Source organism: Erythrobacter sp. S267 (genome assembly GCF_057365045.1).
Map to the genome: position 1 here is coordinate 1862377 of NZ_CP200298.1, position 19838 is coordinate 1882214.

Below are 19838 nucleotides of genomic sequence, written 5' to 3' on the forward strand. Positions count from 1 at the left end.
TAACGAACCGTAGCGAAGTCAGCGAGTCTTTGTTTTACGCACCCCATCCGGGGCGCGATTTCCTCGCTCATGCGACCTGAAGGTCGCGTCGCTGCGGGCGCGCGGTCGCGCTTGCAGTCCGCTGCGCGGCCCGTGCTCCGCGACGCCACCGCAAACGTAGAGCTAGAATAGCGAAGCCTGAGCCACCGGGCCGAAACTTTGGCGGTGCAAGGGGGTTGGTCCATGCACGCGCAACGCCTCCATATGCTCCTTGGTTCCATAGCCCTTATTGCGTTCCCAGCCGAATTCGGGGTGATCCTTGGCAGCCGCTATCATCAGGCGGTCGCGCCATTCCTTGGCGATGATGGAGGCAGCGCCAATGCACGCCTCTGATCCGTCTCCGCCCACGATTGCGCGTGCGGGCCAGACCCAATCTGCACAGCGACGCTCCGGTGTCTGATTACCGTCGATGAGGACGGTTTTGACGGGCGTGTCGAGCTTGGCGGTCAGATCCCCCACACAGCGCGTCATCGCCAGCATGGTGGCTTGGAAGATGTTGACCCGGTCGATCTCATCCGGTTCCACCACCGCGACCGCCCATTGGCAGCCCTCGCGCAGTTGTTCGTCGAGCTTCGCGCGGCGCTTGGCTGAAAGCGTCTTGGAATCTGCCACGCCTTTGGGTAGCGCGCTTCCCAAGACCACGGCGGCGGCCACAACCGGCCCCGCCAACGGTCCGCGTCCGGCTTCATCGACCCCGATTATCACGGGATTTTTTGCGGGCTGTTGGGCACCAAGTTTAGCTTCCGGAGTTTCTTGCACCATGACCAACTTCACAAAATCGCCACGCATCATGGCCACCGCCTTGTCCCTCCCCGCCCTCGTTCTCGCAAGCTGCGCCACCGCAGAAAGTGGGGAAAGCGAGACTACCGCGCCGGTCGGTGAGCTAACCATCACCCAGCAGGGCAGCTTTGATCGTCCTTGGGCGATTGAGTTTCTGCCGGGCAGCCCCATCCTCGCGATCACGGAGAAGGAAGGCGCGCTCAAGCTGATGAACACCCAAACCGGTGACACTCTAGAGGTCAGCGGTGTGCCAGAGGTCGCCTATGGCGGCCAAGGCGGATTTGGCGATGTGGCCTTCCTTGAAAGCGAGGCAGACCAGATCGAGACGCGCACCATCTATCTCAGCTGGGCGGAATTCGGCTCAGATGGCGAGACGCGCGGCGCTGTCGTTGGACGCGGGCAATTGGTTTGCGATGACGCCTGGACAGAGTGCGCCATCGAAGGGCTCGACGTGGTATGGCGTCAGGCCCCGAAAGTGACAGGCCGCGGACACTATTCGCACCGCATCTCCTTCTCGCCGGATGAGCAATATATGTTCATCGCCAGTGGCGACCGGCAAAAGCTGGAACCCGCTCAGGACAACACCAACACGCTTGGTACTATTGTCCGTCTCAACCTCGATGGCACCCCGGCAGCTGGCAATCCCTTCGCCGATCAAGGCGGTGTGACGCCAGAGATCTGGTCCTATGGCCACCGCAACATTCTGGGCATGGATTTCGACGCGCAAGGACGCCTGTGGGATGTCGAGCACGGTCCGGCGGGCGGAGACGAGCTGAACCTCGTGGCCGAGGCTGCCAATTACGGATGGCCGACCCGCTCATACGGAGAGCATTATGACGGCCGCCCGATCCCTGATCACACCGAGGATGATGGCTTCAACAAGCCCGCCATCACATGGACCCCAGTGATCGCGCCCGGTGACATGCTGTTCTACGATGGCGACATGTTTGCCGATTGGCAGGGCGATGCGCTGATTGCAGGCCTTTCCGGCTCCATCGTGCAGGTAGAGATCAATGGCGAAGAAGCGACGGAGACCGCTCGGCATGCCATCGAAGGCCGCGCGCGTTCGTTGGATGTCGCCCCCGACGGATCGATCTGGGTCGCGACCGATGAGGGCGCGATCTACAAGATGAGCATGTAGGCAGGAGAAGCTCTCCTTTGCGGAGAGCAATCTCTAATCGGTCGACAAGCGGTCTTGCGCGCCCTAAGCGCGCCGCTGCGATGGACGATACTGCCACCTTGATCCCGCTGAGCGCGGTTGAACCGGACATGGTCGAGGCTCTGCTCGACCGTGCCTTCGGACCTGACCGCCATGCGCGCACCGCATACCGCATTCGCGCCGGGATGGAGGCGCTTGATGCGATGAGCTTTGCGGTGCTCGATGCAGAGGAAATGCTGGTCGGCACGATCCAGTGCTTTCCCGTTGCGCTCATTGATCCAGAGGGCCGCCCCGTTCCGCTCGTCATGGTCGGACCGGTGGCCGTCGTGCCGGAGCGGCAGAGCGAAGGCTTTGGCATCGGGCTGATGGCCGCGATGCTGGAGGCTGAGACGCGGATGGCAGCAGAGGGCGCTCCCCCGCTCGCGCAGGTCCTGATCGGCGATGTCGAATATTACGGCCGCTGGGGTTTCAGCGCAGCGGCGACCGGCGGCTGGCGCTGTCCAGGCCCCTATGAGCCGAAGCGGCTTCTTGCGCGCGGGTCTGCACTGGCCGCCATGCCAGCGGAAGGTATGCTTGGCCCATGGGGAAGTGTCTCCCCAGAAGCGTAGTGATTTTCGATGGCTACGGTCGCATCTGCGACCGCAAGCGCGACCGCGCGTCCGCAGGTGCACCGTAGCGAAGCGGAGGAGCTGCACCGAGGAGATCGCCCGGATGGGCGATCACAAACAAAGACACCCTTCCCTCTCACAAGCACATCTGCCATCTCCACAAAAGCAATGCCTTACGAACCGCCACCCTATCTCGCCGAACTGACCCTTGCCGAAATCGCTGAGCAAGTGGCGCAGCGCAAATTGCCGCCGGTTGAAGGCTGGGCTCCGCAGCAAACGGGCGATAGCGCCATGCGGATTGCGGCGGACGGCACCTGGTTTCACGAGGGCAGCCCGATCCATCGTCCCGCTATGGTGCGCGCGTTTTCAGGATTGCTCACCCGCGATGAGGCAGGCCAGCACTGGCTTGTGACGCCGTTCGAAAAGCTCACCATCGAAGTGGAAGACGCCGCCTTCATCGCGGTCGATTGCGTGGTGAGCGAGGGCGACCTCGCCTTCCGCCTCAACACCGATGATCTGGTCGTGGCAGGGCCGGACAATGCGCTTCGCGTCGCAGGCGACCCCGACACGCCTGCAATCTACCTCCATGTGCGGCGCGGGTGTGAGGCGCGGCTCAACCGTTCAACCTATACTCAGCTGGCTGAGATCGCGATGGAGACAGGCGGAGCGGAGGAAACCGGCGACTGGATCGTCTCCAGCCAAGGCGCGGTCTTCGCTCTTAAGGGTCAGGGTAAGGAAGGTTGAACAACCTGTTCGACCGATTGAGCGCTCTTTATAAGGCGGGCCATGCGCGCGATGTCGACGGCCTGCTCACCGATGCCGAGCTTGCCGATGGGTCGCGCCGCACGCCAGCGGCTGTGCTGATCGCTGTCGTGGACCGGCCAGAGCCGACCGTCATCCTCACCCAGCGGCCCAAGGATATGCGCGATCATCCGGGCCAAGTCGCCTTTCCCGGTGGCAAGATCGACGCAGGCGAAGACGCCATCACCGCCGCCTTGCGTGAGGCTGAGGAGGAGCTAGCTCTGCCCCGCGACCAAGTGCGTGTCATCGGCACAACCGACCTGTACGAAACCGGCACCGGCTTTGTCGTCACGCCCGTCCTTGCCGTGGTGCCGCCCGACCTGCCCCTTACCCCCAGCCCTAGCGAGGTTGAAGCCTGGTTCGAAGCGCCGCTCGACCTGCTGCTCGATCCCGGCAGTTGGACCAGCCAGCAAGTGTTCTGGCGCGGGCGCGACCGACGCTATCTCGACATGGATTATGAGGGCTTTCGCATCTGGGGCGTCACCGCAGCGATCATCGCCAATCTGGCCAAGCGGATCGATGCAGAGGCACTTTCCCTCGACTCCCGCGCGTCCTGAGCTTGTCGAGACCAGCAGCTTTTGTGTAGCGGGGACGTTATGGAAACGGCACTGGCATCAGCGGATTGGCCCAAGCGCGAAGGGCTTGCCACATTGGTGGCGGCTTTGGGCGCGGAGCATATGCGCTGGGTCGGCGGCGCAGTGCGCGACACGCTGCTCGGTGCTGAGGTGCGCGACATTGACTGCGCGACGACGCATACACCGGACAAAGTCATCGACCTGTGCAAACAGGCGGGCATCCGCACCATTCCCACTGGCATCGACCACGGCACCGTCACCGCTCTGCTCAAAGACGGAACTGTCGAGATCACGACCTTGCGCCGCGATGTCGCGACCGATGGCAGGCGCGCGACGATAGCCTTCGCAACCGAGTGGCGCGACGATGCCGCCCGGCGCGACTTCACGATCAACGCGCTCTACGCCCATCCAGAGACCCTCGAAATCTCCGACTATTTCGGAGGTCTTGCCGACCTAGAGCAGCGCCGAGTCCGTTTCATCGGAGACGCCCGCCAACGCATCGCCGAGGATCACTTGCGGATCCTGCGATATTACCGGTTCCAAGCCCGCTTTGGGGCTGAATTGGACGAGGTGGCCGAGGATGCCTGCTCTGACCTCGCAGCAACGCTCAAAGGTCTCAGCCGCGAGCGTGTCTCGGATGAACTGCTGCGCCTACTAGCCCTGCCCAACCCCAAAGCGACCGCCGCGCGGATGGAGGAACGGGGCGTGCTGCCGGTGATCCTGCCCGAAGCCAAACGCTGCCATATCGAGGCGCTCGGCCAGCTGATCGCGCAAGAGGCCGCTCAAGAGCACGCGCCCGATCCAATCCGGCGCCTCGCTGCGCTCCTCCCGCCCTCACCCGATGTGGCGGAGGATGTGGCGGCGCGCTTGCGGCTCTCCAAGGCGCAGCGCGCGCGGCTTATCAATGCCTCTGAGCGGTTGGAGAGCGACGCGGCCAACCCGCGCGCCCTTGCTTATGCCGTTACCGTCCCGCTCGCCATCGACCGCTTGCTCCTGCTGGGCGAGGACACAGGCGTGCTTGCCGGATGGGAACCGCCCAGATTCCCTCTCAAGGGCGGAGCCATCGTCAAGCGCGGTGTGGCCGCCGGCCCCGACGTTGCGCGCACGCTGCAGCGGATCGAAAAACGCTGGGTGGAAGAGGGCTTTCCGGGCGAGCATCGGATCGAGCAATTGCTCGACGAGGAACTCAATCAAGGCTGACGCTTACGTTAAGGTCCGCTTCACGCATCATCTCCTACAACACGATCACAAGGCGCTGACTTGTCATTTGCAGCGGCGCTCTTTAGGGAACCGTCGCGCTTGACGTCCGTTGGTTTTGCCAGAGGGCGTCTGTCAACGCGTTTCCATCGCTGTTGGACTGCCTCTACGGCTTGACGCTTTAACCAGCGTCTCGGGGTTGGGCACTCACGTTCTGCATGCGCGCGCTGCCCTCTCAAATTCGGCGGTGCACATAGGGCTGACACGAAACTGGAGAATACCAAATCATGAAATTTGCTAAGATTGCTATCCTGGCCACCGCAATGGCCGTCACCCCGTTCGCCGCAAACGCACAAGACGTTGGCATGACGGTATTTGGCAATGACGGTAACCCTATTGGCACTGTCACCGCCAATGACGGCACCACCGTCACGGTCGACACCGGCAAGCACTCTGCGCCGCTCCCCGCTGGCGCTGTGGGTGAAGTCGAAGGCAAGTGGACTGTTGCTGCGACTCAGGCCCAGATCAACGGCATGATGGACGCACAAGTTGCTCAGCAAGAAGCTGCTGCTGCTGAAGCGCGGGCCGCTGCTGAAGCCGAAGCCGCCGCGAAACTTGACGCCGCTCTGGTTGTCGGCGCTCCGGTCGTCACCAATGACGCAATGGCGCTGGGCACTGTGAGCGATCTGATCGACGGCAATGTGGTTGTGACCAACGACGAAGCCGGTCTGATTACCCTTCCGCGTGATTACTTTGCAGTCGATGCCGATGGCCAGCTGATGGCGCTTGCGAGCCTCGAGCAGATCATGGCTGCAGTACAGGGCGGCTAAGCCACCCTAATTGTTGGGCGCCGCTCCCCCTTCAGGATTGGCGCCATGACAAAGGACCGCGATTGCCCAGTGGCAGTCGCGGTTTTTTGTTGGATGAGCGATCCATGTTTCGAGCTACGCTCAATCGGACCCGTAAGGGTCCGCAAGGCCACGCGGCCGCCCCGCAGACGCCTGACTGAGCGAAGCGAGGGAAGAACAGCGTCGAGGAAGCGCGCCCGGATGGGCGTGCGCAAACTAGAATCGATTATTCTTAGGGAAGCCCTGTGGCGGCAAGCGACCTGCGGCTCCGCGTGCGACCTTCCACATGTGGATGTCGTCCGCTGTCCGCGTGCGCTCGCCTGAGCCGCCCATCTGCCAGCTCAGACCCTCGCCCAGGACAAAGGTCGTAGCATCGCTAAGCCCGCCGTCGCGGTAGCGTTGCAGCATCACGCCTTGCCCCTTGGCCATGACCGGCATCTCTTCAAGGTTGAAGACGATGAGCTTGCGATTGTCGCCGACTGCCGCGACGTGATCGTGGCCTTCGGGCACTTCGCGGATCACTTGCAGCTTGGCGTCGCCTTTGAGGTTGACGACCTGCTTGCCCTTTTTGGTCTCGGCCAGCAGCTCTGCGGTTTCGGCGAGGAAGCCCTTGCCGTTGCTGGAGGCGAGCAGCAGCCTGCCGCCCGGCTTGTGGACGAGCATCTTGGCGATACTGGTATCCGCCTCCAGGTCGATCATCGTGCGCACCGGCTCTCCAAACCCGCGCGCGCCCGGCAGCTTGTCGCAGCCGAGCGTATAGAACCGCCCGTTCGCCGCCGCGATCAGCAGCTTGTCGGTGGTCTGCGCATGGAGGATATATGCCAGCGCGTCGCCCTCCTTATATTTGAATTCTTGGCCTAGATCGACATGGCCTTTCGCGGCGCGGATCCAGCCCTTTTGGGAAAGGATCACGGTGATCGGCTCTTTCTCGATCATCGCGTCCATGCTGAATTCGACCGCAGGCGCAGCTTCCTCGATCTTTGTGCGACGCGCGCCGAGAGCCGTTTCCTCGGCATAATCCTTGCGAAGCGTGCGCAGGTCTTTCTTGAGCCGGGTGCGCTGGCGTGCCGGGCTGCCGAGCAGTTTCTCCAGCTCCTCTTGCTCCTCCAGCAAAGCCGCTTTCTCGTCACGCAGCTTCATTTCCTCAAGCTTGCGCAAACTCCGCAGGCGGGTGTCGAGGATCGCTTCGGCCTGGCGGTCTGAAAGGTCGAATTCGGCGATCAGGACCTTCTTGGGCTCATCCTCATACCGGATGATCTCGATCACACGGTCGAGGTTGAGGAAGGTGATGATGTAGCCTTCGACCAGCTCCAACCGCCGGGCGATCTGGTCGAGCCGGTGCTGCGTGCGGCGCTGGAGAATCTCGATCTGCGCGGCGGTCCAGTTCTGGAGCAGCTCTTTCAGCCCCATAACCATCGGCGTGCGGGTCGCATCCAGCACGTTCATGTTGAGACCGAAACGGGTTTCCATGTCGGTCAGCTTGAAGATACTCTCTTTGAGCAGCTCCGGATCGACATTGCGCGAGCGCGGGACGAGAACGATGCGGATGCTCTCATCACTCTCGTCGCGCACGTCTTCGAGGATCGGCAGCTTCTTGTCGGCAATCGCCTGCGCGATCTGCTCGATCAGTTTGCCTTTGGCGACCTGGTAGGGGATTTCGGAAATGACGAGCTGCCATTGCCCACCGCCGAGCCGCTCAATACCGAGCGTCTGATCTTCTGCCTTCTCAGCCTCAGGCGCATGGAAGACACCGCGCAGGCGGAACGACCCGCGCCCGGTGCGATAGGCTTCGGACAGGACCTCAGCGCTGTCGACCAGCTGGCCTCCGGTTGCAAAGTCCGGCCCCGGCATAATCTCCATCAGTTGCTCATGGGTCGCATGCGGATTGTCGATCAGCTCCAGCGTCGCGTCGATCACCTCGGCGACATTGTGGGAGGGGATGTTGGTCGCCATCCCGACCGCAATGCCGCTCGCCCCGTTGCCCAGCAGGTTGGGAAACAGGCCGGGCATCAGCTCGGGCTCTTGCTCTTCACCATTATAGGTCGGGATGAAGTCGACGGTGCCGGCGTCGAGGCCATCCATCAGCTGGATCGCGGTCTTGGTCAGGCGCGCTTCGGTGTAGCGGTAGGCTGCGGCGTTATCGCCATCGACATTTCCGAAGTTCCCCTGCCCCTGCACCAGCGGATAGCGCAGCGAGAAATCCTGAGCGAGGCGGACCATCGCATCATAAGCGGCCGTGTCGCCATGCGGGTGGTATTTACCGATCACCTCACCCACGACGCGCGCGCTCTTCTTGTAGGTGCTGTCGGGCGACAATTTGAGCTGCCGCATGGTCCACAGCAAACGCCGGTGAACCGGTTTCAATCCATCGCGCAGGTCAGGCAGCGAGCGCGCCGTAATGGTCGAGAGCGCATAGACCAGATACCGCTCTGACAATGCGGCGTCGAAGGGAGCATCGACAATCGCGTCGAACTCATCAGAATCATCGGGAGTGGTGGTGGTGTCGGACATCCCACCCGCTTAGCAAGACGCGGGGCTTGCAGGGAGAGGTGTTTCCACAGTCAAATTGGCAAAATGTCTTATGCGTCGCCGTTTGGACTATGGACCGGCAGTAAGGGCGACGTCGCCTTCCCAATCGGACAGACCCCAATCCTCCGGACGCTCGACCGCCACCACCTGCAATTCGCGGCTGCGATGCTCGATTTGAACCTCCTGAGGAGCAATCAGGCTCTGTTCGGGAACGGAGTAAATCCTCAGAGCGCGGACCGATTTTGAGCGCGGGTCCATCTCAAGCGCCACCGCAAGAGTGTCATCGGACAAACGCAGCAACGCGCCTCTCGCAAAGGTGTGCATTACCATCATCAGGTCGACCAGACTTGCGCGATCGAAATGCCCCTGCCAGCTCCACATCTGTGTCAGCGCTTCCTGATGGCTCATCGCAGGCTTGTAAGGGCGCGGCGAGATCAGCGCATCGAAGACGTCACACACCGCCCCCATTCGCGCGGCAACTGGTATGTCTTCGCCCGCAAGCCCTAGCGGATAGCCCTTCCCATCCACCCTTTCGTGATGATGTAGGCAGACATCGGGCGCCAGCTTGGGAATGGCGAGGGAATCGCTCAGCAAATCAAAGCCATGCTGGGCATGATGTTTGACCTGTTCATATTCGTCATCTGTAAGTCGGCCCGGCTTGTTCAGCACATCATCGGGAATCTTGATCTTGCCAATGTCGTGCAACAGGCCGGCGACGGCCAGTTCGCGCACCTCATCTTCTTCAAGCCCCCGATGTTTCGCGATTGACGCCATCAGAGCGCAAACCACCACCGAATGGAGATAGGTGTAATCGTCAAAGCTCTTTAATTCCGCGACACTGACCAGAAGGATGGGGTCATCCTCCACCTCTGCAAGGATATCATCCAGCACCGTCTCCACCGCCTTCGGCTCGACTTTCCAGCCGTTCCAGACGTCGGTGAAGATTTGCCGCAATGCCTGTTGCGAGCGCGAAAGGACTGCCTTGGCCTTGCGCCGAGGAGCGCCCTGCATCTGAACCGACCGCAACGCACTCATAGCCAGCTTGCGCCTGGCCGCCGCTTCCGTCGTCAATGCATCCGGCAGTTCGATGTCGGCTTCGTCATGCGCAGATTGCTGACCAGGCTCGCCCAAAGCTTCATCAATCTCGACAAATTGCACGCGAGATCGCGCAATCTTGTCGCGCTCCTTGGCCGTTGTGACCATGAAGTTGCCGCGCCAAAACGGATGATCGAACCAAGACCCGCCGAAGGAGACGACATACATCCCAAGTTCAATATCGCAGGGCGCAATCTTGCGCTGAGTGCGCTCGGACAGTTGGGCCTCGCGAGTGGTCATGAGGTTTCACGTAGAGACAGACGATCAAACAGGGGCTGATCAGGTCACTCCGGCCAATCCCTTAGCGAAGGTGTAACGAGCTGTTAGCTATGCCTTGCTTCTCTTGATGGTCGCGAGGTTCGCGCCAAGGGCATTGGGACCAGACGCGCGGCGCGGACACTATCCGTAGCCCCTCTTGCAGAGCGCTAAAGTCAACAATATGAACGTGTTCGGTGCTTTGTTATTTGGGCTCTGGCAGTGTCAGCAGCCACAATTGAGCCAGGGGGTGGTCGCAATCCTTATGCATTTTCGTTTGTCTGTTTTCCGCATGCTCACCGCGATTGCGTGCTGCGTTCTCTCGCCCGCAGCCATAGCCACGGCCCAGACAGCGGCACCGCCCACGCCTCTGCCTCTAAGTGAATACGGCAAGCTGCCCGATGTGGAACGGGTCGCCATGTCTCCATCCGGCGACCGCGTTGCGTTCATCACGACGGTTCAGGGCGATCGAATGCTGCTCGCAATTGGGCCAGATAAGAAGCCACTCTCAGCCATACGCGTCGACGACATGAAGATCCGCAGCCTGCGCTGGGTGGGAGAAGACCGCGTTCTGCTTGTCAGCAGCCAGACGATTGATCTGCCGAGAAATTTCACAACAGACAAATACGAAGCCTCGATCGCGCAGGTGCTTGCAATCTCAGGCGATGCCGCCAGCGGTTCGGTCTTTGGCGGTGAGCGGCGCTATTTCGCAGGTGTGTTGGGCAATTACGGTATCCGCGAAGAAGGCGGCACCTATTACGGCTATTTCGGCGGGATCGAATATCGGCGCAATTCCATGACCGGGATCAATGGCGGCAACTACACCTTTGATCATGCCCGCCCACATTTGTTCAAAGTCAACTTGATGAACTTCGAAATCGAGAAGGTCTCAGAAGCGGCCAACGCAGGCTACTGGCGCGACTGGGTAGTGGATGCGGAAGGCGTGGTCGCTTTCACGCTGGATGTGAATGAAAATTCGGGCGATTGGGTCATTCGCAATGCCGACCGGGACCGGGTCGCCGAAGGCACACAGGAACGCGGCGCGGTCAGCCTTGTCGGCATGAACACCGACGGAAGCAAGGTCATCTTCACTGAACGCGGCGAGCTTGGCTCGAACTGGTATGTCATCGGCTCCGAAGGGGGAGAGCCCGAACCGTTCCTCGACGACACAGATTTCGAACGCCTGTTTTTCGACCCCGCTACCGGACAGTTGATGGGTTACACTATCGGAGAGGACGAGAACGAGCGCCACGTCTTCGCCGACCCTGATCTGCAGGATAAAGCCGAGCGGGTTCGGAAGGCCTTTTCAAGCTACGAAAGCTGGATGTCGGGCTGGACCTCCGACCTCAGCGACGTGATTGTCCGCACCAGTGGCAACCGCGATTCAGGCACCTATTTTGGAGTCGACCTCGGCACCAACAGGGCCAATGCGCTCGCCTATGAACGGATGGCAATCGGACCGGAGCATGTGGGGCCAATCTCTACCTTCGAATACACTGCGCGCGACGGGCTGGAGATGGACGGGATCCTGACCACGCCTCCGGGGGTTGAGCCGGTAAATCTGCCAGTCGTCGTCCTGCCACATGGCGGCCCGCACAGCGCCGACAGGCCGACCTTTGACTGGTGGGCGCAGGCCTTCGCCTCGCGCGGATATGCCGTCTGGCAACCCAACTTCCGAGGCAGCACCAACCGCACCGCCGCCTTCCGAGAGGCTGGCTATGGCGAATGGGGCCGCGCGATGCAGAGCGACAAGACCGACGGGCTGATGGCTCTGGCAGAGGCTGGCATCGTCGATCCGTCGCGCGCGTGCATCGTGGGTGCATCCTATGGCGGCTATGCGGCCCTAGCAGGCGTCACGATCGAGCAAGGCATTTATCGCTGCGCAGTCTCCGTCAACGGCGTCAGCGACATCCGCGACATGTATCGCGAGGACTACCGCGCCTCGGGCCGCGACCGGACGACCAAAGTGGCTCTGCGCGAACAACTGGGTGATCCCGATCTGTGGAACGATGTCTCACCCCGCCGCCTCGCCGACCAAGCCGATGCGCCAATCATGCTGATCCATGGCGTCGACGACACCGTCGTGCCCTACTCGCACTCCGACCGTATGGCGGACAAGCTGGACGATGCGGACAAGCCCTATGAGCTCGTCACGCTGGAGGGAGAAGATCACTGGCTCTCCCTGTCGATTACGCGTCAGCAAATGCTGAGCAATGCAGTGCGCTGGGTGGAAACGCACAATCCCGCTTCTTGGGCCGAGTAATTCGCTCCGAGGGATCAGCCCTCTTTGCGCAAGGCCGCGACATCCTCGCGCAGTGCCCGCAGCTGTTCGAGGATTTCCTCGCGCTCGCCATGGGCTTCTTCGTCCGTGGCTTCGGACATTGCGTTCACGATCACACCGATGAAAAGGTTCAGGACGATGAAGCTGGTCATCAGGATGAAGGGCACAAAGAACGCCCAGGCGTAGGGGTAGACCTCCATCACCGGGCGCACGATGCCCATGGACCAGCTCTCCAGCGTCATGATCTGGAACAGCGAATAGAGCGAGGCGCCAAGATTGCCGAACCATTCGGGAAAGGCCTCTCCGAACAGCTTCGTCGCCATCACCGCGCTGATGTAGAACAGCAGCAGCAGCATCACGATGACCGTGCCGATGCTGGGGATGGCGCGGAACAGGCCGACGATCACCCGCCGCATGCTGGGCACAACCGACACAAGCCGCAGCGCACGCAGGATGCGCAGGGCACGCAGGACGGAGAATTGCTGGCTCGCCGGGACCAGCGCAATTCCAACGATCACCAGATCGAAGACATTCCACCCGTTCTTGAAGAAGGACAGACGGTAGGCGAAAAATTTGATCGCCAGCTCCACCACAAAGATCGCCAGCGCAATCTGGTCGAGCATATGGACCACACCGCCCACAAAGCTCATCGCCCACGGCGAGGTCTCGATCCCCAGTCCGATCGCATTGATGACGATGACGGTGACGATGAAGCGCTCAAATCCCTTGGATTCGACAAGCGCTTTGGCGCGATCTCGCCATGTTTCCAGCAGTGTCATGGTCATTTACATCCGGCTCGCATCATTGCTGTCGGTGGGCACGTTCACGGTCAGTCCGTCGAGCGCCTCGGTTAGGTCGATCTGGCAGGACAGGCGCGAGGTGCGACGCGCGCCAGCGGCGAAGTCGAGCATGTCCTCTTCCTCCTCGCTGGCTTCGGTCAGTTTGTCGAACCACTCGGCGGCAACGATGACGTGGCAGGTTGAGCAGGCCATCTGCCCTTCGCAAGTCCCTTCCAACGGCATTCCTGCTGCTTGGCCAACTTTGAGCAAATTGTCGCCGACCTCAGCCTCGCATTCATGCGCGGTGCCGTTGGGGTCGATGAAGGTAACCTTTAGCCCCACTGCTCTTGCTCCTTGGCGGCGGCGTTGATGATTTTGGCCGCGCGTTCAATATCTTCGAGGCTTGTGTAACGTCCAAATCCCAAACGGATAGAGCTTTTTGCCTCGGCGTCCGTGAGCCCGATGGCCTTGAGCACATGGCTGGGCCGTCCTGATCCGCTCGCGCAAGCACTTCCGGCGGAGAACATCACTTCGCGGCAATCGCTTAAGAGGCGCGCGACATCCAATCCTTCACGGCGGATGTTGAGGTTACCGTGCCAGCGGCTGTCTGCGCTGCCATTGAGGGTCCATTCGGAGAACAGTTCACGCGCGTGGTTCCAAAGGGCTTCGACATGGGCTGCGTCTTCTTCCATCCTCTCTCTGGCGAGAGCCGCCGCCGCGCCGAACCCCGCGATCAGAGCGGGCGAGAGCGTGCCGGACCGGAGGCCTGCTTCCTGCCCGCCTCCGGTCTGGACCTCCGCAATCTCCACCCCGTCACGGACCCAAAGCGCGCCCACGCCCTTGGGACCGTGAAACTTGTGGGCGGAGACCGCGATGAGGTCGGCCATCATAACTGGAACTTTGCCATAGGCCTGCACCGCATCGACCAGCAGCAAGGCGCCCGTCTCTCGAGCTCGGGCGAGCCAGTCGGCGGTGGGCTGGATCACGCCGATCTCGTTATTGACCTGCATGACAGCGATCATCCGAGCGCCCGTGATATCCTGTTCAGGATCGCAAATGCCTTCGCTGTCGACGCTCAAGATCTCATGTGCGCCTGCCGAGCGGGCTGTGTCGCCCACCGCAGAATGTTCGATGGCGGAGAACGCAACCGCGCCCTTACCGCTGGTTCCGCGGATCGCGAGATTGAGCGCCTCGGTCGCGCCTCCCGTGAAGATCACCTGCCCGCCGGGCGGGAAGAGGCCTGCGACTTTCTCCCGTGCTGCTTCAATCGCCGCATGCGCCTGCCGTCCGAGCTTGTGCGGAGAATGCGGGTTGCCAAAGCCTGTGCCATCAGGCCCGTCCAAATGCCGGATCATCGCGTCACGCGCTTCTGGGGCGAGCGGTGTTGTGGCCTGGTAGTCGAGGTAGATCATGTGAGCGATCTCCACGCTTCGGCGAATTGCTCCAGTTCTTCGGGGGTGGTCGACCAACCCATGCTGACACGGATTGTTCGAGCGGCGACATCGTCCTCCACCCCGAAAGCATCGAGAACCCGGCTTTTCTTGAGCGTGCCGGAGGAGCAAGCGCTTCCTGCGGACACGGCAAATCCCGCCGCGTCCAATCGGATCAGCAGAGCCTGCGCGGAAATAGTGGGATGGGTCAGCGCCGCGATGTAATCGCTTTGCTCGCCAAAGTTCAGCACCGCGTCGCCGAAGCTTTCAATGAAGGCGCCTCGTTGACCCGATGTGGTCACCCACTCGCCCGCCTTCAGAGCCGCCGCCATGCCGAGCGCTCCGGGCAGGTTCTCGGTCCCCTGACGATAGCCACGCTCATGCCCGCCCATCGGCTCAAGCAAACTGAAGTCGCGCACCAGCAGCGCGCCGATGCCAATCGGTCCTCCAAACTTGTGGGCAGAGACCACCAGCATGTCGGCCTTGGGAAGGTCCCATTTGCCTGCGGATTGCGCACAATCCGACAGGACAATAGTTCCAGTATCCTTGACGCTTGCCACCATCTCGTCGACCGGGTTCATGGTCCCCGTCTCCGAGTTGACGTGCTGCACCGCGAGCAAATCGCCTGCGCCGAACGCAATGTCATCGGACACAATCTGAGCATCCGCAGCCGCCCTAAACACCGCGTCATGCTCGACCGCGCTTACGATCCGGCGTTTGGCCTTGCTGCGGTTAAGCGCAATCCACAGCGCCTCGCTGGCGCCGCTGGTGAAGATGACCTCGCCGTCCCACTTGAGCGCCCGTTTGATCCGATCGCGCGCATCCTCCAGCGCGTTCTTCGCCTTTCGGCCCTCGCCATGCGGCGAAGAGGGGTTCGCCCACAGCGCAAAGCCCTCCTCCATCGCCGCCTTTGCCTCAGGGCGCAGGGGCGAAGTCGCGGCGTGATCGAGGTAGATGCGTGATTTGGCCATTGAGGGGCAAAAAGCGCCTTATTGAGAACGATTTGCAATAATTTGCATATAAGAAGTGCCCCCTATATAGAGCCCTCAAGCGCGCGCGCCACCCGGCGTGTTGCCCTCTTCTCTCTTGCAAAGGTTCCCGATGCCCTCAGTCATCTTTCCCGGCCCTGAAGGCCGCCTCGAAGGCCGTTTTTCTCCGCCCCCGCGCCCGCGCGCTCCGGTGGCCATGATCCTCCATCCGCACCCCGAAGGCGGGGGCACGATGAATGACCGGATCGTCCAGCGGCTCTACAAGACCTTCACGGATCGTGGCTTTGCAACCTTGCGATTCAACTTTCGCGGAGTGGGCCGCAGCCAGGGCAGTTTCGACAACGGGATCGGTGAACTGTCTGACGCGGCATCCGCACTCGACTGGGTGCAGTCGATCCACCCAGAGGCGCAGACGACCTGGGTTGCGGGATATTCGTTCGGCGCGCTGATCGGCATGCAATTGCTGATGCGTCGTCCCGAAGTGCGCGGTTTCATCTCCATCGCTCCGCCTGCCAACATGTACGATTTCAGCTTCCTTGCGCCCTGCCCCGCTTCGGGCATCTTCGTGCAAGGCGCAGCGGATACCGTAGTCCAGCCGAGCGCTGTGCAAAAGCTGGTCGACAAGCTGCGCACGCAAAAGCACATCACGATCCACCATGACGAAATCCCGCGTGCGAACCACTTCTTCGAAAACGAAATGGAAGAGATGATGGCGAGCGTCGACAACTACCTCGACTTCCGCCTCTCGCCGGATTGTCCGATCAAGTGATCCTTCGGATCGCTTGATCTTCCTTTTCATTTTGAAGGCGCATCCGCGCCTTCGTCCTCGGTGCTATTCCCTTCCCCCGGATCAAGTCCGGGGTTCGGGGCACCTGCGGCTCGCGCGCGTGCGCTCGCGGTCTGCTGGTCGCAGACCGTGCTGGCGCTACCCGAGCGGCTGGGCGCAATGTGGAGGCGTGGCACCAGGCGGCTGGACGAGAGGGCAGCGGGGAGAAGTGATCGCGAGCTGACCAGGCGAGCCAAAGGCCGACCGGCCGCCCGCAGCGGGTCCGCAGCGCAAGCGGAGGACGCCTAGCGAGGACGCACCCACGGATGTGGGTGCATGAGACAAACAACTCCCGCCGCCCGGCGCTTGAGGGCGCAAAACAAAACCCTCCCGCACCAAAAACAATAAACTCAAGCAATATTAATACGTTGCCATCAGCGACCCGTCCCTGAACGCAACTCGATATTGCTTGTCACTCGCAACAACTCGTGCAAGCCTCCACTCATCGCACATCATGAGAGGAGATTTTCCATGAGTTACGCGACCACAGCCAACCGCGCGAACCCCCTCGCTGCTGTTGGGGCCCTGGCCATCCCCGGCGCGATTGGAGCACTGTTTATCGCAGGCTTCGCGATCAAGCACATCGTCGTGGAGGAGCCAGACAATCCCACAGGCGTCTTCGTCCCGATCGAACCGATTGAAACACCCCCCGATCCCAAGCCTACGAGTGATCCGGTCAGTTCCAACCAGACGGCAAGCGTGCAAGATCCTCAAGTGATCACACCACCGCTGCCTCCGCAGGGTCCTGTGACGATCAACGTCAACACCAGCGGGCCCATCACTCTGCCACCAGGTGGCACAGGCGGTGGAGTTGATGGCGTGGGCACGATCAGCCTCCCGCCCATCACCCCCAGCTTCGATCCGGTGCGCGCCGCGCCCAGCGGCAATCCGGGCACCTGGATTACCAATGACGATTATCGCGGCAGCTGGATCACGCGCGGCTATGAAGGCGTCGCAGGGTTCACCCTATCGCTGGATGCACGTGGGCGGGTAACCAATTGCTCGATCACCCGTTCAACCGGCCATAGCGCGCTGGATGCTGCAACCTGCCGCTTGCTTGAACGCCGTGCGCGGTTTGAGCCAGCGCGCGATTCGTCCGGAGCGGCGGTCGCTGGCAGTTACTCAAGCTCGGTCAATTGGAGCATTCCTGAGTAACTGGACTAATTCCCCGCTTCGGTCTCCCCGTCTTGAATTAAGTCATCCTCAATTTCAGCGGCGCGGTCGAGCGGGGAAGTGCCGTCCGAAGTGGGAATCGTCCAGATCAGCACATTGGCAATCGCCACGAACGCCAAGATCACCATCAGGATCGGGCGCTTCTTATCGCCCGTCTGTCGCCACAGCAGGAAAGCCCCTGCAACCAAGGCAAAGGCGGCGAGCATCAAGATCGAAAGAACGAGATCGGTCGACATGAAAGGTTGAGTTCCCTTGCTTGCAAGCTGATGCGCAACAGCACTGGTACAAGTGACCGCTTGCGTCTAGCCTCTAGTGGCATTTCACACAAAGGAGGGAATCAGTGGGAATTTTTAGCACAATCAGCGACGCAATTTTTGGCGGGGATGAGGAAGAGAAGACGGAAGCCGCTCCGGCACCGGCAGCAGCTCCGCAGAAGACGGCCAAGCGCGCCTCAATCACGGCAGAAGACCTTGAAGCGCGCATCGGCAACATTCCAGGTTCGGACAAGCTGAATTGGAAGACGTCAATCGTCGACCTGATGAAGCTGGTGCGGATTGATCCGAGCTATGACAATCGCAAAGCGCTCGCGGTTGAGATGGGCAACACCGACTATTCAGGCAGCGCGGAGGATAATATCGCTCTGCACGCAGCTGTCCTTGCCAAGATGGCAGAAGCTGGCGGGGTCGTACCCGACGATCTGAAGTAAGCGCAGGTCAGAGATGAAATTGACACGCCGTCAGGTCCCCAAGGGATTTGGCGGCGTGTTGCGTTTCTGGGCCGCATTGCAACGCGCACCCCAGCCCCCATCTCTACCCCAACACCCGATAGGAGACGCGCGATGGAACAGCTTGGCCAAGATCTTGAAACCATGCGGCGCGTGCCTCTGGCAGAGGCCCACGTTGATGCAATTTGCGAGATCGGCGCGGAGAAAACCTATCCCGCGGGCACCATCGTCGCAGATATCGGCGATCGGATGGACACTTTCGTTTACGTCCTCGAGGGCGAGATTGAGGTGGTGAACCAATATACGGGCGAGCGCCTGCTCGAATCCTCGCTAGGGCCAACGCAGTTCATGGGGGAGATCGGCTTCCTCAACCGCGGGACACACTATCTGAAGATGCGCGCTGCCCAAGACACTCGCGTCATCGAAGCTCCGCGCGCTGCCATGCTCGATCTTATGAGCCGCGTTCCAGAGCTCTCGGACCACATCATCACGGTGTTCTCCGCGAGACGGCGCATGCAGTTCGAAGCCTCCAACGGCTCAGTGAAGATCATCGGCGCGGACCGCGATGCGAAGGTGCAGGCGGTCGAGCAATTCCTGTCGCGCAACCGTCTGCCCTTCTCCAGCTACGACATGGATGCAGGCGATAGCGAGACGCTGCAAGTTTGCGACATCTCGAACCACCAACCCTCAGTGATCCTTGGCCGCGACACGAAGCTCGAAGACCCCACCCCGCGCAAGGTTGCGCAATATCTCGGCCTTGATCTCGACATCTGTTCGCAGCGTGACTTCGACCTGTTGATCGTAGGCGGAGGACCAGCAGGTGTCGCAGCAGCAGTCTATGCCGGGTCCGAGGGGCTCGATGCCCTTGTGATTGAGGATACGGCGGTCGGCGGACAGGCAGGCACTTCGAGCCGGATCGAGAATTACATGGGTTTCCCCACCGGGATCAGCGGCACCGACCTGACCTGGCGCGGGCAGATTCAGGCGATGAAATTCGGCACACGCTTCATCATGCCGCGCCGGGTCGAGACGCTCACCCGGCGTGAGGACGGCAGTTTTTGTGCGACACTGGATGGAGGAGACGAGATCTGCGCCAAGGCAGTGCTGGTCAGCACCGGTGTGCAATATCGCCGCCTGCCGCTGGAACGACTTGAAGACTTGGAAGGCGCGGGTGTGTTCTACTCCGCGACCGAGATGGAAGCGCGCTTCTGCGCCAACACCGAGGCAGTGGTCATTGGCGGTGGGAACTCTGCCGGACAAGCCGCCATGTATCTCAGCCGCGCAGCGAGCCATGTGCATCTGGTGGTGCGTTCGGACAGTCTGGCGGCGTCCATGTCGAGCTACCTCACTCAGCGCCTCGAAGCCGATCCGCGCGCCACGATCCATTACAACACCCGCGTGACCGAGCTGCATGGCGAGGAGTGGCTCAGCGGCGTCACATTCACGTCTTCTAATGGCACCTCCCCCGAGGGAGAACGCCGCGTCGACACACGCGCGCTCTTCATCATGATCGGCGCTGCACCCAACACCGGCTGGCTCTCTGGCCTGGTCGAAACCGACGATAAGGGCTTTGTCATTACCGGCGCACAGGCAGAGCGCGAAAGCCCGTTCGAGACCGGCACGGATGGTATCTTCGCGGTCGGAGATATGCGCGCAGGCTCCGTCAAGCGCGTCGCTAGCGCGGTCGGCGAAGGCTCCGTCGTGGTGAGCCGGATCTGGAGCTATCTCGACGGTCTAAAGCGGTAGAGCT

General features: G+C 61.3%; 19 protein-coding genes. 11 read left to right on the forward strand and 8 right to left on the reverse strand.

The window, feature by feature from the left end; all coding sequences use genetic code 11:
• Positions 1–162: 162 nt before the first annotated feature.
• Positions 163–801, reverse strand: a complete 639-nt coding sequence (locus tag AC0V6X_RS08805; protein WP_486185553.1) for a ribonuclease HII — start codon at positions 799–801, stop codon at positions 163–165.
• A 28-nt stretch (positions 802–829) separates the two neighbouring features.
• On the opposite strand from AC0V6X_RS08805, the gene AC0V6X_RS08810 reads away from it, so the two are divergent.
• From AC0V6X_RS08810 to AC0V6X_RS08835, 6 genes are all read left to right on the forward strand, one after another.
• A complete protein-coding gene (locus tag AC0V6X_RS08810) occupies positions 830–1960 on the forward strand; it encodes a PQQ-dependent sugar dehydrogenase (protein WP_486184188.1) in 1131 nt (376 codons plus the stop codon).
• Between the two features lie 80 nt (positions 1961–2040).
• Entirely contained in the window at positions 2041–2586 is a 546-nt protein-coding gene (locus AC0V6X_RS08815; protein ID WP_486184189.1) for a GNAT family N-acetyltransferase, read from the forward strand.
• Positions 2587–2754: 168 nt separating this feature from the next.
• Complete coding sequence (locus tag AC0V6X_RS08820) at positions 2755–3330, forward strand: DUF1285 domain-containing protein (RefSeq protein WP_486184190.1); 576 nt, start codon at positions 2755–2757, stop codon at positions 3328–3330.
• Positions 3327–3944, forward strand: a complete 618-nt coding sequence (locus AC0V6X_RS08825; RefSeq protein ID WP_486184191.1) for a CoA pyrophosphatase — start codon at positions 3327–3329, stop codon at positions 3942–3944. The genes AC0V6X_RS08820 and AC0V6X_RS08825 overlap by 4 nt, the downstream gene beginning before the upstream one ends.
• A gap of 39 nt (positions 3945–3983) precedes the next feature.
• Entirely contained in the window at positions 3984–5162 is a 1179-nt protein-coding gene (locus AC0V6X_RS08830; RefSeq protein WP_486184192.1) for a CCA tRNA nucleotidyltransferase, read from the forward strand.
• Positions 5163–5446: 284 nt separating this feature from the next.
• A complete protein-coding gene (locus AC0V6X_RS08835; RefSeq protein ID WP_486184193.1) occupies positions 5447–5989 on the forward strand; it encodes a hypothetical protein in 543 nt (180 codons plus the stop codon).
• A gap of 234 nt (positions 5990–6223) precedes the next feature.
• On the opposite strand, the gene parC is transcribed toward AC0V6X_RS08835, so the two are convergent.
• Positions 6224–8518 (reverse strand): DNA topoisomerase IV subunit A, encoded by a 2295-nt coding sequence (gene parC / locus AC0V6X_RS08840; protein WP_486184194.1) that lies wholly within the window; start codon positions 8516–8518, stop codon positions 6224–6226.
• A gap of 87 nt (positions 8519–8605) precedes the next feature.
• A complete protein-coding gene (locus tag AC0V6X_RS08845; RefSeq protein WP_486184195.1) occupies positions 8606–9871 on the reverse strand; it encodes an HD-GYP domain-containing protein in 1266 nt (421 codons plus the stop codon).
• Positions 9872–10151: 280 nt separating this feature from the next.
• Here AC0V6X_RS08845 and AC0V6X_RS08850 point away from each other — a divergent pair, with 280 nt between their 5' ends.
• Entirely contained in the window at positions 10152–12149 is a 1998-nt protein-coding gene (locus AC0V6X_RS08850) for an alpha/beta hydrolase family protein (protein ID WP_486184196.1), read from the forward strand.
• 14 nt (positions 12150–12163) lie between these two features.
• Here the strand turns inward: AC0V6X_RS08850 and AC0V6X_RS08855 are convergent, their stop codons facing one another.
• The 4 genes from AC0V6X_RS08855 to AC0V6X_RS08870 are packed head-to-tail and all read right to left on the reverse strand — an operon-like array spanning position 12164 to position 15347.
• Positions 12164–12952, reverse strand: a complete 789-nt coding sequence (locus AC0V6X_RS08855; protein WP_486184197.1) for an ion transporter — start codon at positions 12950–12952, stop codon at positions 12164–12166.
• Positions 12953–13288, reverse strand: a complete 336-nt coding sequence (locus AC0V6X_RS08860) for a 2Fe-2S iron-sulfur cluster-binding protein (protein ID WP_486184198.1) — start codon at positions 13286–13288, stop codon at positions 12953–12955.
• On the reverse strand, positions 13279–14358 hold the full coding sequence (locus tag AC0V6X_RS08865) for a cysteine desulfurase family protein (RefSeq protein ID WP_486184199.1): 1080 nt from the start codon (positions 14356–14358) through the stop codon (positions 13279–13281). The genes AC0V6X_RS08860 and AC0V6X_RS08865 overlap by 10 nt, the downstream gene beginning before the upstream one ends.
• On the reverse strand, positions 14355–15347 hold the full coding sequence (locus AC0V6X_RS08870; protein ID WP_486184200.1) for a cysteine desulfurase family protein: 993 nt from the start codon (positions 15345–15347) through the stop codon (positions 14355–14357). The genes AC0V6X_RS08865 and AC0V6X_RS08870 overlap by 4 nt, the downstream gene beginning before the upstream one ends.
• A 130-nt stretch (positions 15348–15477) precedes the next feature.
• On the opposite strand from AC0V6X_RS08870, the gene AC0V6X_RS08875 reads away from it, so the two are divergent.
• Both AC0V6X_RS08875 and AC0V6X_RS08880 read left to right on the forward strand, forming a co-directional pair.
• Complete coding sequence (locus tag AC0V6X_RS08875) at positions 15478–16134, forward strand: alpha/beta hydrolase (RefSeq protein WP_486184201.1); 657 nt, start codon at positions 15478–15480, stop codon at positions 16132–16134.
• A gap of 528 nt (positions 16135–16662) precedes the next feature.
• Positions 16663–17346 (forward strand): energy transducer TonB, encoded by a 684-nt coding sequence (locus AC0V6X_RS08880; RefSeq protein ID WP_486184202.1) that lies wholly within the window; start codon positions 16663–16665, stop codon positions 17344–17346.
• A gap of 5 nt (positions 17347–17351) precedes the next feature.
• Here AC0V6X_RS08880 and AC0V6X_RS08885 read toward each other — a convergent pair whose 3' ends face one another.
• A complete protein-coding gene (locus tag AC0V6X_RS08885) occupies positions 17352–17600 on the reverse strand; it encodes a hypothetical protein (RefSeq protein ID WP_486184203.1) in 249 nt (82 codons plus the stop codon).
• 104 nt (positions 17601–17704) lie between these two features.
• Between AC0V6X_RS08885 and AC0V6X_RS08890 the strand changes: the two genes are divergently transcribed.
• Both AC0V6X_RS08890 and AC0V6X_RS08895 read left to right on the forward strand, forming a co-directional pair.
• Entirely contained in the window at positions 17705–18070 is a 366-nt protein-coding gene (locus AC0V6X_RS08890; RefSeq protein WP_486184204.1) for a DUF3597 family protein, read from the forward strand.
• 132 nt (positions 18071–18202) lie between these two features.
• Positions 18203–19834: an FAD-dependent oxidoreductase gene (locus AC0V6X_RS08895; RefSeq protein WP_486184205.1), complete on the forward strand. Its 1632-nt coding sequence runs from the start codon at positions 18203–18205 to the stop codon at positions 19832–19834.
• Positions 19835–19838: the final 4 nt, after the last annotated feature.

Excerpts from the sequence above, each read along its gene's own strand:
- AC0V6X_RS08805 (WP_486185553.1), bottom strand. The coding sequence starts at position 801 with ATGGTGCAAGAAACTCCGGAAGCTAAACTTGGTGCCCAACAGCCCGCA.
- AC0V6X_RS08810 (WP_486184188.1), top strand. The coding sequence starts at position 830 with ATGGCCACCGCCTTGTCCCTCCCCGCCCTCGTTCTCGCAAGCTGCGCC.
- AC0V6X_RS08815 (WP_486184189.1), top strand. The coding sequence starts at position 2,041 with ATGGACGATACTGCCACCTTGATCCCGCTGAGCGCGGTTGAACCGGAC.
- AC0V6X_RS08820 (WP_486184190.1), top strand. The coding sequence starts at position 2,755 with ATGCCTTACGAACCGCCACCCTATCTCGCCGAACTGACCCTTGCCGAA.
- AC0V6X_RS08830 (WP_486184192.1), top strand. The coding sequence starts at position 3,984 with ATGGAAACGGCACTGGCATCAGCGGATTGGCCCAAGCGCGAAGGGCTT.
- AC0V6X_RS08835 (WP_486184193.1), top strand. The coding sequence starts at position 5,447 with ATGAAATTTGCTAAGATTGCTATCCTGGCCACCGCAATGGCCGTCACC.
- parC (WP_486184194.1), bottom strand. The coding sequence starts at position 8,518 with ATGTCCGACACCACCACCACTCCCGATGATTCTGATGAGTTCGACGCG.
- AC0V6X_RS08845 (WP_486184195.1), bottom strand. The coding sequence starts at position 9,871 with ATGACCACTCGCGAGGCCCAACTGTCCGAGCGCACTCAGCGCAAGATT.
- AC0V6X_RS08850 (WP_486184196.1), top strand. The coding sequence starts at position 10,152 with ATGCATTTTCGTTTGTCTGTTTTCCGCATGCTCACCGCGATTGCGTGC.
- AC0V6X_RS08855 (WP_486184197.1), bottom strand. The coding sequence starts at position 12,952 with ATGACCATGACACTGCTGGAAACATGGCGAGATCGCGCCAAAGCGCTT.
- AC0V6X_RS08865 (WP_486184199.1), bottom strand. The coding sequence starts at position 14,358 with ATGATCTACCTCGACTACCAGGCCACAACACCGCTCGCCCCAGAAGCG.
- AC0V6X_RS08870 (WP_486184200.1), bottom strand. The coding sequence starts at position 15,347 with ATGGCCAAATCACGCATCTACCTCGATCACGCCGCGACTTCGCCCCTG.
- AC0V6X_RS08875 (WP_486184201.1), top strand. The coding sequence starts at position 15,478 with ATGCCCTCAGTCATCTTTCCCGGCCCTGAAGGCCGCCTCGAAGGCCGT.
- AC0V6X_RS08880 (WP_486184202.1), top strand. The coding sequence starts at position 16,663 with ATGAGTTACGCGACCACAGCCAACCGCGCGAACCCCCTCGCTGCTGTT.
- AC0V6X_RS08885 (WP_486184203.1), bottom strand. The coding sequence starts at position 17,600 with ATGTCGACCGATCTCGTTCTTTCGATCTTGATGCTCGCCGCCTTTGCC.
- AC0V6X_RS08895 (WP_486184205.1), top strand. The coding sequence starts at position 18,203 with ATGGAACAGCTTGGCCAAGATCTTGAAACCATGCGGCGCGTGCCTCTG.